Raw genomic sequence first — 18,720 nt, 5'->3', positions numbered from 1 at the left:
TGTTTTAATTGTGAAAACAATGTTGGGAACGAGTTTAGACAACGTAAAGAAATTTTTTCTTTTTTGAACATTTGTTCTGTTATTTCTCACCTTCTTTTTTGAATGGAGGAGGTGAAACTTTTTGCACAAAAAGAGCTCCATCCATTTGTTCGCGGGGCGTAATTAATGTTTGCATGGTTCCGCTATCTAAGAAAATTGTTTTTTTGAATATCCATTCGTTTTCCCGTTGCTTTTGTAGTTGAGAAAAATCTACAAACGTAGTAGGTGAATTCACCTTAGAGAGGTAGTCTTCCAAACTTTTTTTAGGTGGCTTGCTTAGTTTATAAGCTTGACCCGTATCTGTTATAGTTTCGCCTTCATACATAAACAGACCCATATAGTAAGAGTCATTCTGAAGGGTTTTTGATATCTTAGAGCCCATTGGTTCAAACTTTGAAAAGAACGAACGGAAATTTTTAAAAATATGCATGTTATGAGCCCAAATGATGATTTTTTCATTTGGATAAAGTTCATTGCACAACCATTCAACATTTTCACAAAGTCGTTGTTCACGCACTTTTTTATAAGTGCGATGATCTTCTGTCAGGTGATTCAGAAAATATAAGCGGTTAGCTAACGAACGCTGCATGACGTATAGATAAGTTTCTTTAGCTTGTTCTCGTTCATTAAGAAGGTGAAATTGAATTGATTTTATCAGATCGTTAACCTTTGTGATTGCTTGTTCTTTAAAATGTTTAAAGAGCTGCAACACATCGTTTGGTACTTTTTTTCGTGCCGCTGTATATTGACCAATTTTGTAGTACCACTCATATGCACCTCGTTCAATAAATTCAAATGCTTGTAGCTGTTCTTCTGTAACGAATGGCTGTAATTTTGCTACAAATCTTAAAAAGGTGTCAGGGGTTGAAGAAGGGTTTATATCAATTCCAGCTAAACGAAAATCTTGTCTTTTTAATAGATGAAAAAGGGGCTCGGTATCTTCTGTTGCCCACAAAGAATAAATACTATTTTTCATGAAAGCTCCTGGTGTTGACGCTTCTTTCAATTCATTTGCTCCGTATGCCTCAGCAAGGCCGCTTTCGAATGCCAATACGTTAAAACCCATCTCTTTATGCAAGAATGAAATTATCTTTTCTTTTAACATGGTGTGTTCACGAATGAAGTGCCCATTTTCACCAAGCCAGACAATTCGTTTATCTTGAATAACTGACTTTAAAAATGAAAAGTCTTGAGAAGCACAATCTATAGGCTCAGCTAGACGATATGAATGTGCTTCTAGCCAATTAATGACTTCCTTTTCTCTCTCTTTACTAAAAAACATGAGACACCACCCTTTGTATAAATTACCTATTTAGTATACAAAAATAGGAAGAAAATTTAAAATAATAAGATAAAAATGAAAATGATATGGTAGTATATGTATATAGTTAGTGCTTCTACTATCTAGACAAAAGGTGGAGGACAACATGATTCAAGGAATAAATCACTGCTGCTTTTCAGTATCTAATTTAGCTCAGTCAATCGGTTTTTATAAGCAGGTTCTAGGTGCCAACCTTCTTGTTACTGGCACAACCACAGCTTATTTGGATTTAAATGGTTTATGGATAGCGTTAAATGAAGAGAAACATATTCAAAGAAATGAAATTCACGATTCCTATACCCATTTTGCGTTTTCAATTAAAGCTGGAGATTTAAAATGTTTTGAGGCAAAACTAGCGGCTTATCATGTACCAATTTTAAAAGGAAGAACAAGAGATGAGCGTGATAGAGAGTCAATTTATTTCACGGACCCAGACGGGCATAAGTTTGAAGTACATACGGGCACGTTAGAAGACAGACTTCGCTATTACAAAGAAACAAAACCTCATATGGTATTCGCTGAAGAAGAGAAAGGGAAATGAAAAAGTGGCTTATGTTGAGCGGAATCTTTTTTCTAATGGTAGGAGTTGTTATAGGGTTCATATATATAAGAAAGGGTGAATCTCTTCAAATAGGAACCATTACAACTTTTCCTCACAATAAAAAAACAGTGGCAATCGAGTTAGATAATGAAAGCTCTATTAGCTCAGTTCATCTCATAGCTATACAAGTAAATAATCAAGCACATCCAAGTGGGCTAGAAATTGAGCAAATAAAAGCGAACGAAGTGATCAACTTATCAGATCAGATTGATCAACAGCTAACGCTACAAGAGGTGCATAAGAAGATAGAGCCTTCCAGTAAAAGATATATGTTAAAAATTACTCATAGCAAACCAATTGAACGAGTGGCTCTTACCTATAAGTATGTGGGAAAAACGCAAACACAAGTAATAATTTTGGATTAAAAAGTGGGAGTGTGCCAAATGATTATTAAAAACCTTGAAGTAAAGCATGAAACTATTCCGTTAAAAGTACCATTTAAAACAGCGCTCCGAACAGCCACAGAAATTGAAAGCGTTGAAGTGATTATTACGTTAGAAAATGGAATAACAGGTAGAGGAGCGGCTGCTCCAACGTATGTGATTACAGGTGATTCGTTAGAGAGCATTTTAGCAGCTCTTAAAGGGCCTATTAAAGCTGCGATAATTGGAAGAGATGTTAAAGAATTTCAACTGTTACTTCAAAGCGTACAGTCTTGCTGTATAGGAAATACTAGTGCTAAAGCTGCTGCTGATATCGCTCTTCACGACGCATATAGTAGATTGATAGAAGTTCCGCTTCATACTTACTTAGGGGGTAAAAAAACACTTTCTACCTGTATGACCATTGGTGTGGACACTCCAGAGAAGATGACGAAAGCTGCTAAATTAGCCGTAGCTGACGGCTTTCAAGTGCTTAAAATAAAGGTTGGGGCGAATCCAGAGTTAGATATTGAACGCATACAGAAAATTCACGAAGCTATTCCTTCATACATAAAGCTTCGTTTAGATGCAAATCAAGGTTGGCGTGCGAAACAAGCAGTGCAGATTATTCATGAGATGGAAAATAGAAACTTTAACATTGAGTTTATTGAACAGCCAGTTCCTTCCTATGATTTAGATGGCCTAAAGTTTGTAACTAATCAGGTTTCTACACTTATTATGGCAGATGAAAGCTTGTTTTCGGTAAAGGACGCGTTAAAGCTTGTCGCAGGGCGCTATGTAGATTTATTAAATATTAAGCTTATGAAGTGCGGTGGAATAAACGAAGCATGGAAAATTGCGAGTATTGCAGAAGCAAACGGTGTGAGTTGTATGATTGGTAGCATGATGGAACCTTGTTTTTCTGTAGGAGCGGCAGCACACTTTGCAGCAGCACATCCAAATGTTCAGTACTTTGATTTAGATGCTCCCTTGTGGTTAGATAGCGATCTGGATGTGTTAAGTTATCAAGGGGACCAAGTCATCTTATCTTCACTTCCAGGAGTGGGAGCTATGCAATCTACTTTACAAGGAAACTAAAAAAAGTGCCAGCTAATAGCATAATCTAGTTGGCATTGTTGTCTTTTTTGCTGAATGTTTGAAAATATAAGCTTGTACGTTTTTACTGCGCGTCTTTTTTTTTCTCCTCGATGATAGTTGCAATATGGTTGATAGTTTTGGTCAAGTCATCAATTTTTTTCTCAAAGCGAATGAGCAAATAAAAGGCGACCGCAATTGGAAAACCCACATTGGCGATAACATTTAACCAGCTTTCGATTAGAGGCACCTCCTTAATATGGACTTGCTATATCATATGCAGTCTTTCACAAAGGGTTCATTATGCTGAAAATAAGTTCTTATATACGTTTTTATTGTTGTTAAATGGAAAGGGGGAAGATTTTCCTTGGAGCAAGAAGTTTCCATTTTTTTAGATCCCAAAGATGTTAATAGAAAAGCATCTTATTACACATTGGGGGTTGTATTGCTTAGTACGATTGTTTACACATGGCTTTGGGGATTAGAATTTACCATTACTTTAATGTTCTTTTTTAAGTTTATTGGTTTTTATCTTTTATTGATTCTTCTTCATGAATTGCTTCATGGAATTGGTTTTTTGTGGTTTGGAAAGGTAAAGTTATCAGATTTAAAGTTTGGTTTTATTTGGAAATATATGATTTGTTACGCACACTGTAAAGTTGCCATTCCTATGCGTGCTTTTCGCATGGCACTGTTGTTACCTGTACTTCTTACAGGATTTGTTCCGCTCATTATCGGATTGGTAGTTGGCAACGGCATGCTTGTAGCAATCTCAACATTATTAGTTGGGGGTGGTGCTGGAGATTGGCTTATTTATCGTTCGATTCGCTCATTTTCTAAAGATACGCTGGTAAAAGATCATAAAGATAATATTGGTTGTACGGTTTATTTTTGTAATGAAATGAATGAAAATAAAAACATCAATATATAGATTAAAAAGCGCATGAATTTCTTCATGTGCTTTTTGTATAAAAAAATTTCAAAAAAAGACTTGAAATTTTGGATGCGTTTTCATATTATTATAAACAAAGGTAATTACTTTTAGAAAAAGATACCTATGTTATGATGTTTAGTAAATAATTATAATAAACAAGGGGATGGAAAAAATGAAATATTTTTTAGACAGTGCAATCTTAAATGAAATTACATATGCTTATGAGAATTGGGCAATTGATGGAGTGACAACTAATCCACGGCACATAATGAATAGCGGTAAACCATTTTTAACAGTGTTAGATGAGCTAGCAAAAGAGTTTGAAGGCGTTGCAAATTTTCCAATTTCAGCAGAGATCAATCCACATCTAGATGATGCGAAAGAGATGGTTCATGAAGGTAGAAAAATTGCTCAACTTTCACCAAACTTTATTATTAAAATTCCATGCACAGAGCCTGGATTGATTGCGGCAAAAGAACTTGAAAAAGACGGAATATCAACTAACGTTACGCTTGTCTTTTCTCCATCTCAGGCATTGCAACCGGCTAGAGTTGGTGCCAAATTCGTTTCTCCTTTTGTAGGCTGGAAAGAAAATAGTGGAGACGATGCGACAGCTTACATTCAAGATATTATTAAAATCTATCAAAACTATAATTACGAAACAGAAGTTATCGTAGCAGCGTTACGAAACGGTAAGCAAATTGCAGATGCGGCAAAAGCAGGTGCTCATATTGTGACATGTGGGTTTGATGTGTATAAAGAAAGCTTCTATCATCCATTTACAGATTATGGGTTAGATAAATTTAGAAAAGCATGGGATAATACAATTACCGAACAAACGGTTTTAAAGTAATATACTAGATAAATAGAAAGCTCCTCTTAGTAGCATTATCAATAATCCTTAGAGGAGCTTTTTAGATAAGCATTTTACAACAAAGGAAGCGATTGTTGATGTCTAAGTTTGAGCAGTTAAAAAGCCTGAATTCACACCTATCTTTTTATCATGTAAAAGAAAAACAATTTAAGAATTATGGGAAGGTTATCACAGACTATAATTTTGATGAAATAAAGGCTTATATGGAAGAGATACAAATTCCTAGCGAGGGAAATATATACGTAGCTTCAGACAGTATAATGGAAGAAAAATCATTAAAGAAGCAGATTGAAGCAAATTCATATGGTCAGATGCCTATCCAAATTGGTTACTGTAATGGTTTAAATACTTCTTTAAACGGGCTGGAGTATCATCAAGGTAATGAAATTAATTTTGCTGTAACCGATATGGTTTTGTTGCTAGGGAAGGTGCAAGATATTTCAGAAGGGTTATATGACTCTAAAAATGTAGACGCTTTCTTTATTCCGGAAGGGACCGCTGTAGAGCTATATGGTACAACGCTTCATTTTGCTCCATGTAAAGTAACAGATGAAGGGTTTAAAACGATTGTTATTTTGCCAAAAGGAACGAACGAACCTTTAGCTGGTGGAGTGGATAGTAAAAGTGATCAGTTGCTTTTTATGAAGAATAAATGGCTTTTAGCTCATCCAAATCGTAAAATACTCATTGATAAAGGTGCACACCCTGGAATAAAAGGTGATAATATACAAGTTAATTACTGAATATTAAAGCAAATATTGGTGTAGGGGGAATAAAACGTGCAAAATCAAAGTCCATTATTTACACTTCTGTCCTGTTTAGTGTTTATGGCACTACTCGGTTGGTGGACGTATAAAAAGACAAAGGGTACAAACACCACAACGGAAGGATACTTTTTAGCAGGGCGTGGCTTGTCCGGTGGATTTATTGCTGGAGCTTTAATTTTAACGAACTTATCTGCAGAGCAAATGATTGGGTTAAATGGTCAATCGTATGCAGCGAACATGACAAATATGGCTTGGGAAGTAACAGCGGTTATTGCAATTGTTATTATGACGCTTATCTTACTACCTCGCTATTTAGGCGGAGCATTTACAACACTACCACAGTTTTTGAGAGATCGTTATGATGAAGGCGTAAGGCGTTTAGCTGTTTTACTATTTATGTTAGGGTACGTCCTTGTTACGATTCCTTCTACTTTATATTCAGGTGCATTAGCTCTGATGAAACTGTTTGATATTCCGAGTTTACTAGGAATTTCTTATATCCAATCCGTTTGGTTGATGGTTTGGACTATTGGGATCATTGGCGCATTCTTTGCTATTTTCGGAGGAATGAAAGCCATTGCGGTTTCCGATACGTTTATTGGAATCGGTTTAATCATCGTTTGTTCCATTATTCCTTTAATCGGATTGTTTCAATTGGGCGATGGAAGTATCGGTGCGGGGCTTAAGACCATTACAACTGTACATCCAGAAAAGATGAATGCAGTTGGATCTAGTACAGATTCTGTGCCTTTTTTAACAATTTTTACAGGAATGATTTGGGCAAACCTATTTTATTGGGGAACCAATCAGTATGCAATTCAGCGTACCCTTGGAGCGGCTAATCTAGCTGAGGGACAAAAAGGAGTATTATATACAGGGTTCTTTAAACTGTTAGTTCCAGTCTTTATGATGATTCCAGGAATTATTGCCTTCCACTTATATGGAGGGGACATGAATCCTGTAGACTTGGCTTTTCCTACTTTAGTATCTAATATTTTACCTTGGTATTTACAGGGATTCTTTTTAGTGGTGCTGCTGGGAGCAGTATTTAGTACTTTTAATGCTCTTATTAACTCAGCAGCTACGATGTTTGCTTTAGACGTGTATAAACCGCTTCGTCCAAACGTAACGGATCAAAAGTTACTTAGTTTAAGTAAATGGTTCGGGGCCGTGCTAGCGCTTGTTAGTTTCTTTATTTCCCCGCTTCTCATGTTTGCTCCGGATGGACTATGGGAGTTAATTCGTCGCTTTACAGGATTCTTTAATATTCCTGTGATTGCCATTGTATTAGTCGGTATCTTTGCAAAGCGTGTGCCAGCAGTTGCTGCAAAAGTCGCGATTGGTTTTCATGTTGTTACATACTACATGCTTTTATGGGGAACCAATCATTTATTTGGATTTAAAGTAGATATTAACTTTATTCATGTTTACGCTATTCTTTTCTTTACCGAAGTAGCGATGATGTTGATTATTGGAAAGATTTCACCAAGAAAAGAAGCATGGAACTTCATTCCTAGACCAAAAGTAGATATGAAGCCGTGGAAATATTCACTGCTTGTCTCAATCGTATTACTTGGTTTAATGTTTGCATTTTACATTGTCTTTTCACCAATCGGCTTAGCCTATGCAGGTGGCGTGGTTTCTCCGTATTTCTGGCCAGCACTTTTAGGATTGTTTGTGGTTACCGCTATTTTGGGCTATGTCTCTTTGACGAGATGGAATAAAAAGTATGGACAATATGTAGAAAAAAATACAACTGTTAAGACAGATAATAAGCAGTTTCCCGCTTAATAAAAATGTAAGGTAAAGGAGAACGGCTATATGTTAAAGACAACAATGACAGGGATTTATTTAAAGGAAATTGATAACGGATTTGAGCTGTTTTTTAACAATCAACTTTTTATAAAACACACAGTTGAAAAACCTAGTATATTTGTTGGAGTTGGGGAAGAAAACATTGAAATGTATCGAGGCAATTTCAATATACAAGACTACCTGGTTGAACGCATGGGCTTAAAGTGCGCTGCAATTACTCCAACTGATAGTGGTTATACAATTCAATTCTCTACATTTAAAGGTGAAGATCCGATTCTTCTTGTTGGTATCACAGAAGAAGAAGGGCGTTTAAAGTTAGAGTATACGCAACTAGACGAATCGATCAATCGTTTTTGGCTTCGAGTTGCAGCTGATAAATTAGAAAAAGTATACGGGTGCGGAGAGCAGCTTTCACATTTTAATATGAGAGGTAAAAACTTTCCACTTTGGACTTCTGAACCTGGTGTAGGGCGCAATAAAAAAACGTATACGACGTGGCAAGCTGATGTTAAAGATAAAGCCGGAGGGGATTATTACAATACTAATTACCCTCAACCTACATTCGTTTCTACGAAAAAGTACTATTGCCATGTAGAAACAACTGCGTACGCAGATTTTGATTTTCGTAATCCGAATTTTCATGAGCTTCAGATATGGGAAATTCCTCAATACGTATTATTTGAGACGGCAGATACATATTTGGAGCTAGTTGAAAAGATGACGGCAGTTTTCGGTCGTCAGCCTGAGCTTCCTGATTGGGTGTATAATGGCGTAACTTTAGGCATTCAAGGTGGAACGGAAGTTGTTGAAGAAAAGCTAAACAAAGCGTTAGAGAAAGGTGTTAAAGTTGCTGGGGTATGGTGTCAGGACTGGCAAGGTAAACGCATTACGTCTTTTGGTAAGCGACTAATGTGGAACTGGGAATGGAATCAAGATGAATATCCGAAACTAGATCAAAAAATAGTAGAATGGAAACAAAAAGGCATACGCTTTTTAGGCTATATTAATCCTTACGTAGCGGTTGAGGGACAGTTATATAAGGAGGCAAATGAGAAAGGGTATTTAGCATTAAACGAAGCTGGTGAAACGTACTTAGTAGACTTTGGAGAGTTTTACTGTGGTGTCGTTGATTTCACCAATGAAGAAGCGACTGAGTGGTATAAAAAGGTTATTCAAACAAATATGATTGAGTTTGGGTTAGATGGTTGGATGGCTGATTTCGGAGAGTATTTGCCAACAGATGTAGTGCTTAAAAATAAGGAAGATGCGAAAAAAATGCACAACGCGTGGCCAACACTTTGGGCAAAAACAAATTATGAAGCCGTTTCTGAAGCAGGTAAACTTGGAGAAGTCGTTTATTTTATGCGAGCTGGCTATACGGGTATTCAAAAATATTGTACGCTCCTGTGGGGAGGAGATCAAAGTGTTGACTGGTCTCTGGACGACGGATTAGCTTCTGTGATACCAGCAGCACTGTCATCTGGTATGACAGGATGTGGATTACACCATAGTGACATTGGTGGTTATACAAGTCTTCATGGAAATAAGCGTTCAAAGGAACTGCTGTTAAGATGGACTGAGATGGCAGCGTTTACACCTTTTATGCGAACTCATGAAGGAAATCGTCCCGATGATTGCTTCCAATTCGACGGAGATGATGAAACGTTAGAACACTTAGCAAAAATGACGACTGTATATACAACATTGGCACCGTATACAAAGACACTTGTAAAAGAAAATGCTGATCGCGGTATACCTGTACAGCGCCCACTGTTTATGCATTATGAACAAGATCAGAAAGCTTATGATATTCAGTATCAATATTTGTATGGTCAGGATCTATTAGTAGCACCTGTACACCAAGAGTTACAGACAAAATGGGATGTGTATCTACCAGAGGATGACTGGGTTCATCTGTGGAGTGGTAAGGAGTATCAAGGTGGAGAAGTTTCAGTTGAAGCACCTATCGGTTATCCACCAGTTTTTTATCGTAAAAGTTCAGAATGGAAAGCTTTATTTGAAAAAATTTCTACTCTGTAAAAAAAACAGAAAAAACTGCCGGTTTCTTCAGCAGTTTTTTCTGTTTAGTTAAAAAAGATCACTAAAAGGTAGTGATGTATGATATAATCATTATGATGAATGAGAGAAACAAGGAATAAAGGGGAAAAGTTTATGTTAAATACATCTGTTTTATATTTGCCAATCGGGAGAAAAACATTTGATATTGAAGTGGCAGAACAATATCGCAAGCAAAGTGAAAATTGGCTGCAAGCATCTTGTGCCAAAGTTATAGCACCAAATGAAATTCTTACATCTGTAGAAGAGTTAGAAGACTTTCTACAATCAATTCGTCATGAGTCAATTGATACTTTACTATATCAAAGCGTAACGTTTGCCGATGGAGAGTTTATGGTGAAAACGCTTGAATATTTTACAAATCCTGTTGTGGTATGGTCTGTTCGAGAACCAAGTGTTGGCGGTCGCTTGCGACTAAACTCGTTAACAGGTGGCAATAGTACAAGTAACGTACTTAGAAATCATAACCATCCATTCTCATTTGTATTTGGAAACCCTGATGAAGAACAGCTGCAGCGCAAGTTAACTAAACAGCTTAGCGTAATGCGTGTCATTCAATCATTAAAAGATATGAAGGTTGGAGTAGTCGGAGATTATCCACCTGGATTCTTCTTCTCTCAAGCCGATGAAGATGAACTGCATCAAGCATTTGGTGTTACCTTAAAAAAAGTAGATTTGCAAAAAGCATTTAAAGAATGTATTCATATTCCAAAGTCAGAATGGGTTGGAGAAGTAGATCGTGCTGAACAACAAGTAATAGGGCTGCAGCGCGATGATGAAACCGTGCAAAAGTTTGCTCAATTTTCTACTTATATAAAACGAGAGATTGAGAAGGAAGGTTTTACATCACTTGCTATGCGATGTTGGCCAGATTTTTTCAATGATCTAGGAGCAGCACCGTGCTCAACTCTGTCTCAGTTCACAGAGGATGGAATGGTAACATCATGCGAATCTGATATTCATGGATCAATTTCCATGTTTATCTTAAGAGAATTAGCAAACGGAAACGCTCCATATTTGGGAGACTTAGTTCACATTGATGAAGAGAAAAATTCAGCTGTATTTTGGCACTGTGGAGCTGGTGCTTATTCGTTAGCTCGTCCAGATACTGGAGCTACAGCTGGTGTTCATCCTAACAGAAAGATTGGCTTGGCAATGGACTTTGGGTTAAAAGCTGGAGAAGTAACGATGTTCCGAGTAAGTCATACACCAGACGGTTATCGTTTATTAATTATGAAAGGAACGGCGCTTGACGTTGAACAGCCTTTTACCGGTACGTCAGTTGAAGTAGAATTAGCTACGGATGTAACGGAGACTTTATATGATTTAATGCATGCAGGTTACGAGCCACATTTTGCATTAGTATACGGTGACGTAGTAGATGAACTTAAAGAGTTAGGAAGAATTTTAAACATCCAAACCAATTTATATACTGGATGTTAAAAGTTTATAAGAAAAGGGTGATAAAAGAAAGTGAAAGCAATTATAGATCCTACCAAAAACATTGCGCTATATTTGCAGGTTAAAGATATTCTTGTAAAGCGTATTCAAGAGAAAGTATGGCCTCCTAATACACTAATTCCAACTGAACAAGAATTGATGGAAGAGTTTGAAGTTAGTCGTACAACCTTACGTCAAGCAATCACAATGCTTGTGCAAGACGGTCTGCTGGAGAAAAAGCAGGGGAAAGGAACGATTGTCAAAACACAGCCATTAATAGGGGGAAGCTTAGGTAAGTTGAAAGGATTTGCAGAAGAAGCAATTGAAAGAGGGTTAACGCCTGAATCAAAGTTAATTCGAGCAGAATTTAAAAAAGATCTTTATTATGAAAAAACAAAGTTGGGGATAGCTGATGATGAAGAAATTCTAGTCATTGAGCGCGTACGGTTTGCTGATGAAGTGCCAATTGCGATTGAAAGATCTTGTTGGCCGGTTCATATCGGAAAAATTTTAAATAAAGAGGATTTAAATAGAGCTAAATTTTATGAAGTCTTAGAAAGTGAAGGGATTTTATTAAAACGTGCAAAAGAAAAGATATCTGCAATGAATGCTACCATTTATGAAGCAGATTTATTAGGTATTAGAGCGGGAGAATCTCTCTTGGAAATGACAAGGTTGAGCTTTGGTTTTGATGATAAGCCTATTGAGTTTACAACTACAAAGTTTCGTAGTGACAAGTACCATTATGATATTGAATTAACGAGATAACAAACATTTTGGGGAGTGGGAGACATGGTAAATACGGCAAGCGTAAAGCAATATGGGTTATATGTAGATGGAGAATGGATTGAGACTAAAAAAGAAATGGATGTTCTTGATAAATATACGCAAGAAACAGCTGCAAGAATAGCAGTTGCCGAAAAACATCACGTTAATCAAGCTGTTCAGGGAGCAAAGAAAGCACTTGAAACCTCATTTTCACCATATGCGCGATACGAAGTATTAATGAAGGTGGCTGAATTGTTAGTAGCCAGAAAAGAAGAATTTGCACAAATATTAGCGATGGAGGTCGGTAAACCAATTCGTGAATCAAGAGGCGAAGTAGAACGTGCTGCTCAAACACTGCAGCTATCTGCTGAAGAAGCTAAGCGTATTCATGGAGATGGAGTTCCTGTTGAATCCGCAGCTGGCTCTGAAAATCGAATGGCATTTACGGTTCGCGTGCCGGTTGGCGTTATCGCTGCGATTACACCGTTTAACGTACCGCTCAATTTGGTGTGTCATAAGATTGGACCAGCACTAGCAGCTGGAAATACTGTTGTACTAAAACCTGCTGAGGTAACCCCTATTTGTGCATTAAAGTTAGCAGCTTTATTTGAGGAAGCAGGATTACCTACAGGCCGCTTACAAGTTGTAACCGGAGATGGTGAACAAATTGGTACATGGCTATTAGATAATCCAGACGTTAATATGTTCACTTTTACTGGTAGTCCCCGCGTTGGAGAGTTCATTCGCTCAAAAGCAGGTCTGCGAAAAGTGGCGCTGGAACTAGGAAACAATTCAGCAACGGTTGTTCATAGCGATGCTAATATAGAACAAGCTGCTTCTCTAATTTCTCAGAAAAGCTTTAATAATGCAGGTCAAGTGTGTATTTCTGTGCAGCGCGTGTATGTACATGAAGCCGTTTATACAGCATTTATTGAAAAGCTTAAAGAAAAAACAGCAAAGTTAATTGTAGGAAATCCAATGAGCGAAGAAACTGATATCGGCCCGATGATTCGCTTAAAAGAAGTTGAGAGAGTCGACGCTTGGGTTCAAGAAGCAAAGAGTCAAGGGGCAACTGTTGAAATAGGCGGAAAAGCAAGCGGTTCCTTTTATTTACCAACGGTTTTAACTAACGTAAAGGATGATATGAAGGTTTGCCGTCAAGAAATATTTGGCCCTGTGGTTGCTGTTGCGACATATACTGAAATTGATGAAGTAATTGCTAGAGTGAATGATTCAGAATATGGTCTTCAAGCAGGCTTATTTACAAACGATTTAAGCTTTGCGATGAAAGCTGCTCGTGAAATTGAAGTTGGTGGTTTAATTGTTAACGATGCTTCAGCTTACCGAGTGGATCATATGCCGTATGGTGGTGTGAAAAACAGCGGTAGTGGTAAAGAAGGACCAAAATACGCAATAGAAGAAATGACGGAAGAGCGTATCATCGTTTTAAATCTATAATAACAGCAGAGGCCTATGTATAAACAAGGCCTCTACTTCTGTATAAAAACATAATAGTGAAGGTGCAAACAATGGAATTTTTATTTGTATTAATCCCGATATTTGGAATATTTGCGCTTGGATTTATTGGACAAAAGCGGATTGGATTTGATACGAAATCCATTTCCACAATGGCTTTATACTTAATGTCTCCTGTTTTAGTGTTCCGAACCTTTTATACGACTGTGTTTAACCAAGAGTATGTGTATTTTATTTTATATACGTTTGGCCTTTGTTTCCTACTGATTAGCGTGGTATTTATCTTATCGTGGATAAATCGCTACACAAACTCACAAACGTGTGGAATGATTCTAGCTTCTGCTTTTATGAATAATGGAAATTACGGCACGCCGGTTGTATTATTACTTTTTGGCGCAACGGGGCTTGAGTCGGCTATTATACTGATGGTTATTCAGCAGCTCGTGATGTGTACAATTGGTGTATATTATGCTGCTAAAGGAGGGAAAGGGACAAGTGGAATAAAAGAGTCACTGCGTGCGGTTAAGCGAATGCCAATTATATATGGTGCAATTGTTGGAGTAATGTTTCAGCTCTTACATATAGAACTTAGTAAGCCAGTTTATCAAGCAGTTGATTTAGTTGCTAATGCCGCTATCCCGACAATTATGATTGTGCTGGGAATGCAGCTTGCTACTATATCCGTTCGAAATTTAGCCAAGAAGAAACTATCTTTCTCCCTTGCTATTAAGCTAGCTATTTCCCCGGTTATTGCATACGTTTTAACGTTGTTTCTCCCGGTTGATGACGTGACAAAGCAAATTATGATTATCATGGCTGCTATGCCTACAGCTGCCAATACAACGATGTATGCCATGCAATTCGACACGGAACCGGAGTTTGTCTCGGTTGCTACACTATTCAGCACGTCTTTAAGCTTAGTGACGTTACCCATTGTGTTTTGGATTGTACTGTAGATATAAGTTAAAAGCTGAAAGGATAGATAATATGCAGAAGCAACAGTCCTATGTAATCAAAAAATACGTTAAGTGGCTTTTCATACTTACATTTATCGTTTTTCTTTTCATGTATTTACTCTATGGTTTTTCGCACTATGTAACCGGAGTTTGTTTTTTAATTTCATTTGTGACGGGTGTTTCATTTTTAATGAGAGAATATACGACTTATTTAGATCATTAAGATTCGATGCACTAACAACAGTTTACTTATATGTTACTATATTCATAGTGGAAAATTATAGGGGGATGATTGATGAATCAATTATTTACTTTATTTTTTTCCGATTTGTTAGCTACTATTCCGCTTTTTATAAGTATAAATCTTTTAAGAGTATAGGTTTACTAATAGGTAAAAAAGACATGGCATAAGCCATGTCTTCTTAATAATAGTAACCATATGGTGGATAGTAAGGGTATGGTGGATAAGGGTATGGGCCGAAGCCGCCACCGTAAAGAGAGCTAGCAAGTAATCCTCCAGCTAATCCCCCTAAGAACGGAGCTCCAAAGATAAATGGTCCTCCGAAAGGACGTCCGAATGGTCTGCCAAATGGACGACCGAAGCCGCCTGGTCTGCCATAAGGTCTGCGAAAATCGTGCTCAGTGTATACGTGTTGGTTTTGATACATAACAATACCTCCTTTTTCTTTAGAAGTATATGCAACAGCCTACAAAACGTTTGGGCAGTAATCTTGTTTAGGTAGATTATTTTTAAAAAAACATAAAGGAGAAAAAGCTATGAATTCATATTCGGTAACAAAGGCAGTTGAAAGTGATTTTTTATCATTTTCAGAGCTGAAAAATCAAGTGCAGAAGCTTCATATTAAAGGAAGGCCTGATTTATATGAAAAGAAGGATTCAACCTTGTCCCGTGGTGAATATCAAAAATGGCTTGAATCGGCTGAAACAGAATTACTAGTCGTACGAGATACAGAGAAGTCTGTCGTTGGATATGTGATCCTTGATTTTAAAAAGGCAGGAGATACTAATCCCATTTTAAAAAACCGGTGCACTTTATTCATTCGAAGCATCGGTATTAGTGAGGATCATCAAAGCAAAGGAATTGGTAAGCTATTAATGAATGAAATCGTTAAATACGGCAGAGAAAAGTCAGTAGATGCTATTGAACTAAACGTATTAGAATTCAATGATCGCGCGATTCAATTTTATGAAAATATAGGATTTACTACTAAAAGTCGTCAGATGGAACTGTTGTTTTAAAAAAGGAAGCGCTCAGTATGGTTATATTGAGCGCTTTTATTTTATCTATTTTGTGCAAGCTCCAGTAAAAAATCATCAAATTTTAGGGAGTGCTGACTATTATCCGTGCGTTTTCGAATAGCAAGGCTGCTATTCGCTACTTCTTGATCGCCAATAATTACGATATAAGGAGCTTTTCTTAGCGTGGCTTCCCTAATTTTAAGGCCAATCTTTTCTTTTCGGCTATCAACTTCAACCCGTCTTCCATGCTGACGTAAGCGCTGTGCAACTTCATTTGCGTAGTCTATATGAGCATCAGCAATCGGCAGAATTTTCACTTGAACAGGTGCAAGCCAAAGAGGGAAGTCTCCACCGTAATGCTCGATTAAAATACCCATAAATCGTTCGATTGAACCGTAAACTGCGCGATGAATCATTACTGGGCGATGAGGGGTGTTATCTTCTCCGATATATGTGCAGTCAAATTTTTCAGGCATTTGAAAATCGAGTTGAACTGTTCCACACTGCCAGCTTCGGCCAAGGGAGTCTAAAATATGAAAATCAATTTTAGGTCCGTAGAACGCTCCGTCTCCTCTATTAATTTCGTAAGCTAATCCTCGTGCTTTTAAGACATTTTCAAGAGACGCTTCCGCTTGTTCCCACATGCTTAAATCTCCCATGTATTTTTCAGGGCGTGTTGAAAGTTCAACTTTATATTCAAAGTCGAACTGTTCATAAAATTCATGAACTAGCTTCAAGACACCATTAAGCTCTGCTTCGATTTGAGCAGGCGTAACAAATAAGTGTGCGTCATCCTGCGTAAATGAGCGAACGCGAAACAAACCGTTTAAAGATCCAGATAGTTCATGTCTGTGTACGAGTCCAAGTTCAGCATAACGAACCGGAAGCTCTCGGTAGCTTCTACGTTTGCTGTTAAACAATAAAATTGCACCGGGGCAGTTCATTGGCTTTAGGGCATAGCTCTGTTCATCTACGTTTGAAAAATACATATTTTCTTGATAGTGGTCCCAGTGTCCAGATTGTTCCCATAAATGTTGCTTCATCATAACGGGTGTTTGAATCTCCGCATATTCAGCTTGAATATGCTTTTGTTTCCAATCGTTAACGAGTTCGTTTCGAATAGACATGCCGTTTGGTAAGAAAAATGGCATGCCGGGTGCTTCTTCCAGAGTCAAAAAGAGTTCAAGCTCTTTTCCTAGCTGCTGATGGTTTTGTTTTTCAAGTTTTGCGTTTCTCATGTTTTTTCCTCCCAATAATTAAATAAAAAAACGCACTCATCCCAAAAGAAGGGACGAGTGCGGTCGTGGTACCACCCTAATTTCACGACAAATAAGCGTCGTGCTCAAAAATGATAACGGATCTCCCGATTACGGATAGTTTGCAAAGCATTTCCCCGCAATAGCTCAAAGATGGTAAATCAACTTTGCTTTTAAAGGGCTCACAGCCAAAGGCCCCAGTCTCTGGATAAAAGGTAAAAGAAGATTCGTATTCTTATCAACGCCATCTATAAAATTGTATAAAAAAACGCACTCATCCCAAAAGAAGGGACGAGTGCGGTCGTGGTACCACCCTAATTTCACGACAAATAAGCGTCGTGCTCAAAAACGATAACGGATTTCCCGATTACGGATAGTCTGCAAAGCATTTCCCCGCAATAGCTCAAAGGTGGTAAATCAACTTTGTTTCTAAAGGGCTTGCAGCCAAAGGCCCTAGTCTCTGAGTAGAAATGAAAAGTTATTCATGTCCTTATCAATGCTTACGGATGATTATAATGGATGGATTTTCCTTAAGTCAAGAGAGATTTTAAAAAAAAGGAAAATAAAGATAAAATAACCCAGTTAAAGTTAATTATGGTATGATGAGCAATATATTCGGAAGAGAGAAATAAGGGAGTGCAAGTCATGATTCAATTTCCACGTTTAAAACATACCGTAACGATAGGCGTAACCGCTCCTTCTTCAGGTATTCCAGAAGCTTTACATCATATGTTTCGATCAACTTGTGACAAAATGGAAGAGCGAGGGTACAAGATTCAATGCCACCAAACTGTTTGGACGCAAATGAAAGCAAAATCTGCTTCGGCGAAAGTGAGAGCTCGCGAATTGATGAGCCTGTTAGAAGATTCAGCAGTCGATCTGATTATACCGCCTTGGGGCGGAGAACTTTTGATTGAGATTTTAGAGCATCTTCCATTTCAAGAGATTAAACCAAAGTGGGTTTTAGGCTATTCTGATACAAGCTTATTCTTGCTTGCTCTGACACTTCAAACCGGTATCGCAACCGCTCATGGTCCAAACTTAGTCGATTTGCGAGGCGAGTACTGGGATGAGACGACTAAGATGTGGGAACGAGTATTAAAACTTGAAGAAGGAAAGAGCATTACGCAGTACTCTTCTACTAATTTTCAAAAAGAATGGCAGCACAATAATCCATCTCCCTGCGTCTTTCATTTAACCGAACCTACCGAGTGGAAAACAGTTGGAAACAAAGAGGTTGTGATTGAAGGAAGGTTACTTGGTGGATGTATTGACGTAATCCGTCATGTAGTTGGCACACCGTTTGGGAATGTTAAAAGATTTCAGCAAAAGTTTATACATGGTGGAAAGCTTATATGGTATTTTGAAAACTGCGAGTTATCAGCCACAGATCTGAGGCGTACCCTCGTTCAAATGAAGCTAGCAGGTTGGTTTAATTATTGTAGCGGCATACTTTTTGGTCGAAGCGCTGCTAACCATCCAGTCGGAGGCTATACAGGTGAAGATGTGTATGAAGATCTTTTTAAAGAGCATGAAGTACCTATTGCATATGATCTTGACTTTGGACATATGCCGCCTCAGCTTACGCTTGTGAACGGTGCTTTTGCGAAGGTTGAAATTAAAAATGGAAAAGGTTATATAAAACAAACATTTAAAAACTAACAGAGGTTGCATAACGCA

18 protein-coding genes and 1 other annotated feature are annotated in these 18,720 nt (G+C 37.7%); of the genes, 14 read left to right on the top strand and 4 right to left on the bottom strand.

The features are described from left to right. Positions 1–79: 79 nt before the first annotated feature. The gene (locus tag NIZ91_13895; GenBank protein ID USY53841.1) at positions 80–1,321 is read right to left on the bottom strand and encodes an erythromycin esterase family protein; all 1,242 of its coding nucleotides are present in this window, start codon (positions 1,319–1,321) and stop codon (positions 80–82) included. Between the two features lie 145 nt (positions 1,322–1,466). On the opposite strand from NIZ91_13895, the gene fosB reads away from it, so the two are divergent. From fosB to NIZ91_13880, 3 genes are read left to right on the top strand one after another with little or no spacing between them, the layout of a single operon-like run. Beyond that, positions 1,467–1,901: a metallothiol transferase FosB gene (fosB, locus tag NIZ91_13890; protein USY53840.1), complete on the top strand. Its 435-nt coding sequence runs from the start codon at positions 1,467–1,469 to the stop codon at positions 1,899–1,901. After that, a complete protein-coding gene (locus NIZ91_13885) occupies positions 1,898–2,326 on the top strand; it encodes a hypothetical protein (GenBank protein ID USY53839.1) in 429 nt (142 codons plus the stop codon). The genes fosB and NIZ91_13885 overlap by 4 nt, the downstream gene beginning before the upstream one ends. 18 nt (positions 2,327–2,344) lie before the next feature. Next, positions 2,345–3,421: a dipeptide epimerase gene (locus tag NIZ91_13880; protein ID USY53838.1), complete on the top strand. Its 1,077-nt coding sequence runs from the start codon at positions 2,345–2,347 to the stop codon at positions 3,419–3,421. A gap of 82 nt (positions 3,422–3,503) precedes the next feature. On the opposite strand, the gene NIZ91_13875 is transcribed toward NIZ91_13880, so the two are convergent. Next, on the bottom strand, positions 3,504–3,629 hold the full coding sequence (locus NIZ91_13875) for a YvrJ family protein (protein USY57173.1): 126 nt from the start codon (positions 3,627–3,629) through the stop codon (positions 3,504–3,506). A 156-nt stretch (positions 3,630–3,785) separates the two neighbouring features. Between NIZ91_13875 and NIZ91_13870 the strand changes: the two genes are divergently transcribed. The 9 genes from NIZ91_13870 to NIZ91_13830 all read left to right on the top strand — a co-directional run bounded on the left by NIZ91_13870 (position 3,786) and on the right by NIZ91_13830 (position 14,524). Continuing rightward, positions 3,786–4,349 carry a DUF3267 domain-containing protein gene (locus tag NIZ91_13870; protein USY53837.1) on the top strand — a complete coding sequence of 188 codons (564 nt, stop codon included), beginning with the start codon at positions 3,786–3,788 and terminating at the stop codon, positions 4,347–4,349. Positions 4,350–4,524: 175 nt separating this feature from the next. Beyond that, positions 4,525–5,205 (top strand): transaldolase, encoded by a 681-nt coding sequence (locus NIZ91_13865; protein ID USY53836.1) that lies wholly within the window; start codon positions 4,525–4,527, stop codon positions 5,203–5,205. Positions 5,206–5,303: 98 nt separating this feature from the next. Further along, entirely contained in the window at positions 5,304–5,969 is a 666-nt protein-coding gene (locus tag NIZ91_13860; GenBank protein ID USY53835.1) for a DUF4867 family protein, read from the top strand. A gap of 84 nt (positions 5,970–6,053) precedes the next feature. Further along, positions 6,054–7,784: a solute:sodium symporter family transporter gene (locus NIZ91_13855; GenBank protein USY57172.1), complete on the top strand. Its 1,731-nt coding sequence runs from the start codon at positions 6,054–6,056 to the stop codon at positions 7,782–7,784. A gap of 30 nt (positions 7,785–7,814) precedes the next feature. Next, positions 7,815–9,848 (top strand): alpha-glucosidase, encoded by a 2,034-nt coding sequence (locus NIZ91_13850; protein ID USY53834.1) that lies wholly within the window; start codon positions 7,815–7,817, stop codon positions 9,846–9,848. Between the two features lie 132 nt (positions 9,849–9,980). Next, positions 9,981–11,327 (top strand): hypothetical protein, encoded by a 1,347-nt coding sequence (locus NIZ91_13845; protein USY53833.1) that lies wholly within the window; start codon positions 9,981–9,983, stop codon positions 11,325–11,327. Positions 11,328–11,357: 30 nt separating this feature from the next. Further along, on the top strand, positions 11,358–12,092 hold the full coding sequence (locus tag NIZ91_13840; GenBank protein USY53832.1) for a GntR family transcriptional regulator: 735 nt from the start codon (positions 11,358–11,360) through the stop codon (positions 12,090–12,092). Positions 12,093–12,116: 24 nt separating this feature from the next. After that, positions 12,117–13,550 (top strand): aldehyde dehydrogenase family protein, encoded by a 1,434-nt coding sequence (locus NIZ91_13835; protein ID USY53831.1) that lies wholly within the window; start codon positions 12,117–12,119, stop codon positions 13,548–13,550. Between the two features lie 71 nt (positions 13,551–13,621). Further along, positions 13,622–14,524 carry an AEC family transporter gene (locus tag NIZ91_13830; protein USY53830.1) on the top strand — a complete coding sequence of 301 codons (903 nt, stop codon included), beginning with the start codon at positions 13,622–13,624 and terminating at the stop codon, positions 14,522–14,524. A gap of 422 nt (positions 14,525–14,946) precedes the next feature. Here the strand turns inward: NIZ91_13830 and NIZ91_13825 are convergent, their stop codons facing one another. Further along, positions 14,947–15,192, bottom strand: coding sequence for a hypothetical protein (locus NIZ91_13825; GenBank protein USY53829.1), 246 nt, complete (start codon positions 15,190–15,192; stop codon positions 14,947–14,949). A 109-nt stretch (positions 15,193–15,301) separates the two neighbouring features. Here NIZ91_13825 and NIZ91_13820 point away from each other — a divergent pair, with 109 nt between their 5' ends. Then, on the top strand, positions 15,302–15,784 hold the full coding sequence (locus NIZ91_13820; protein ID USY53828.1) for a GNAT family N-acetyltransferase: 483 nt from the start codon (positions 15,302–15,304) through the stop codon (positions 15,782–15,784). Between the two features lie 41 nt (positions 15,785–15,825). On the opposite strand, the gene thrS is transcribed toward NIZ91_13820, so the two are convergent. Next, positions 15,826–17,022: a threonine--tRNA ligase gene (thrS, locus tag NIZ91_13815; protein USY53827.1), complete on the bottom strand. Its 1,197-nt coding sequence runs from the start codon at positions 17,020–17,022 to the stop codon at positions 15,826–15,828. Between the two features lie 302 nt (positions 17,023–17,324). Next, positions 17,325–17,546, bottom strand: a binding site (T-box leader). A 139-nt stretch (positions 17,547–17,685) separates the two neighbouring features. Here thrS and NIZ91_13810 point away from each other — a divergent pair. Beyond that, a complete protein-coding gene (locus tag NIZ91_13810) occupies positions 17,686–18,702 on the top strand; it encodes an LD-carboxypeptidase (protein USY53826.1) in 1,017 nt (338 codons plus the stop codon). The last annotated feature ends 18 nt before the right edge of the window (positions 18,703–18,720 follow it).

It is taken from the genome of Bacillus sp. 1780r2a1 (assembly GCA_024134725.1).
In the GTDB taxonomy this organism is placed as follows: Bacteria; Bacillota; Bacilli; order Bacillales; family Bacillaceae_H; genus Priestia; species Priestia aryabhattai_A.
Note: the sequence above shows the minus strand (reverse complement) of the source record. Positions and strands in the feature narration are given on the sequence as shown.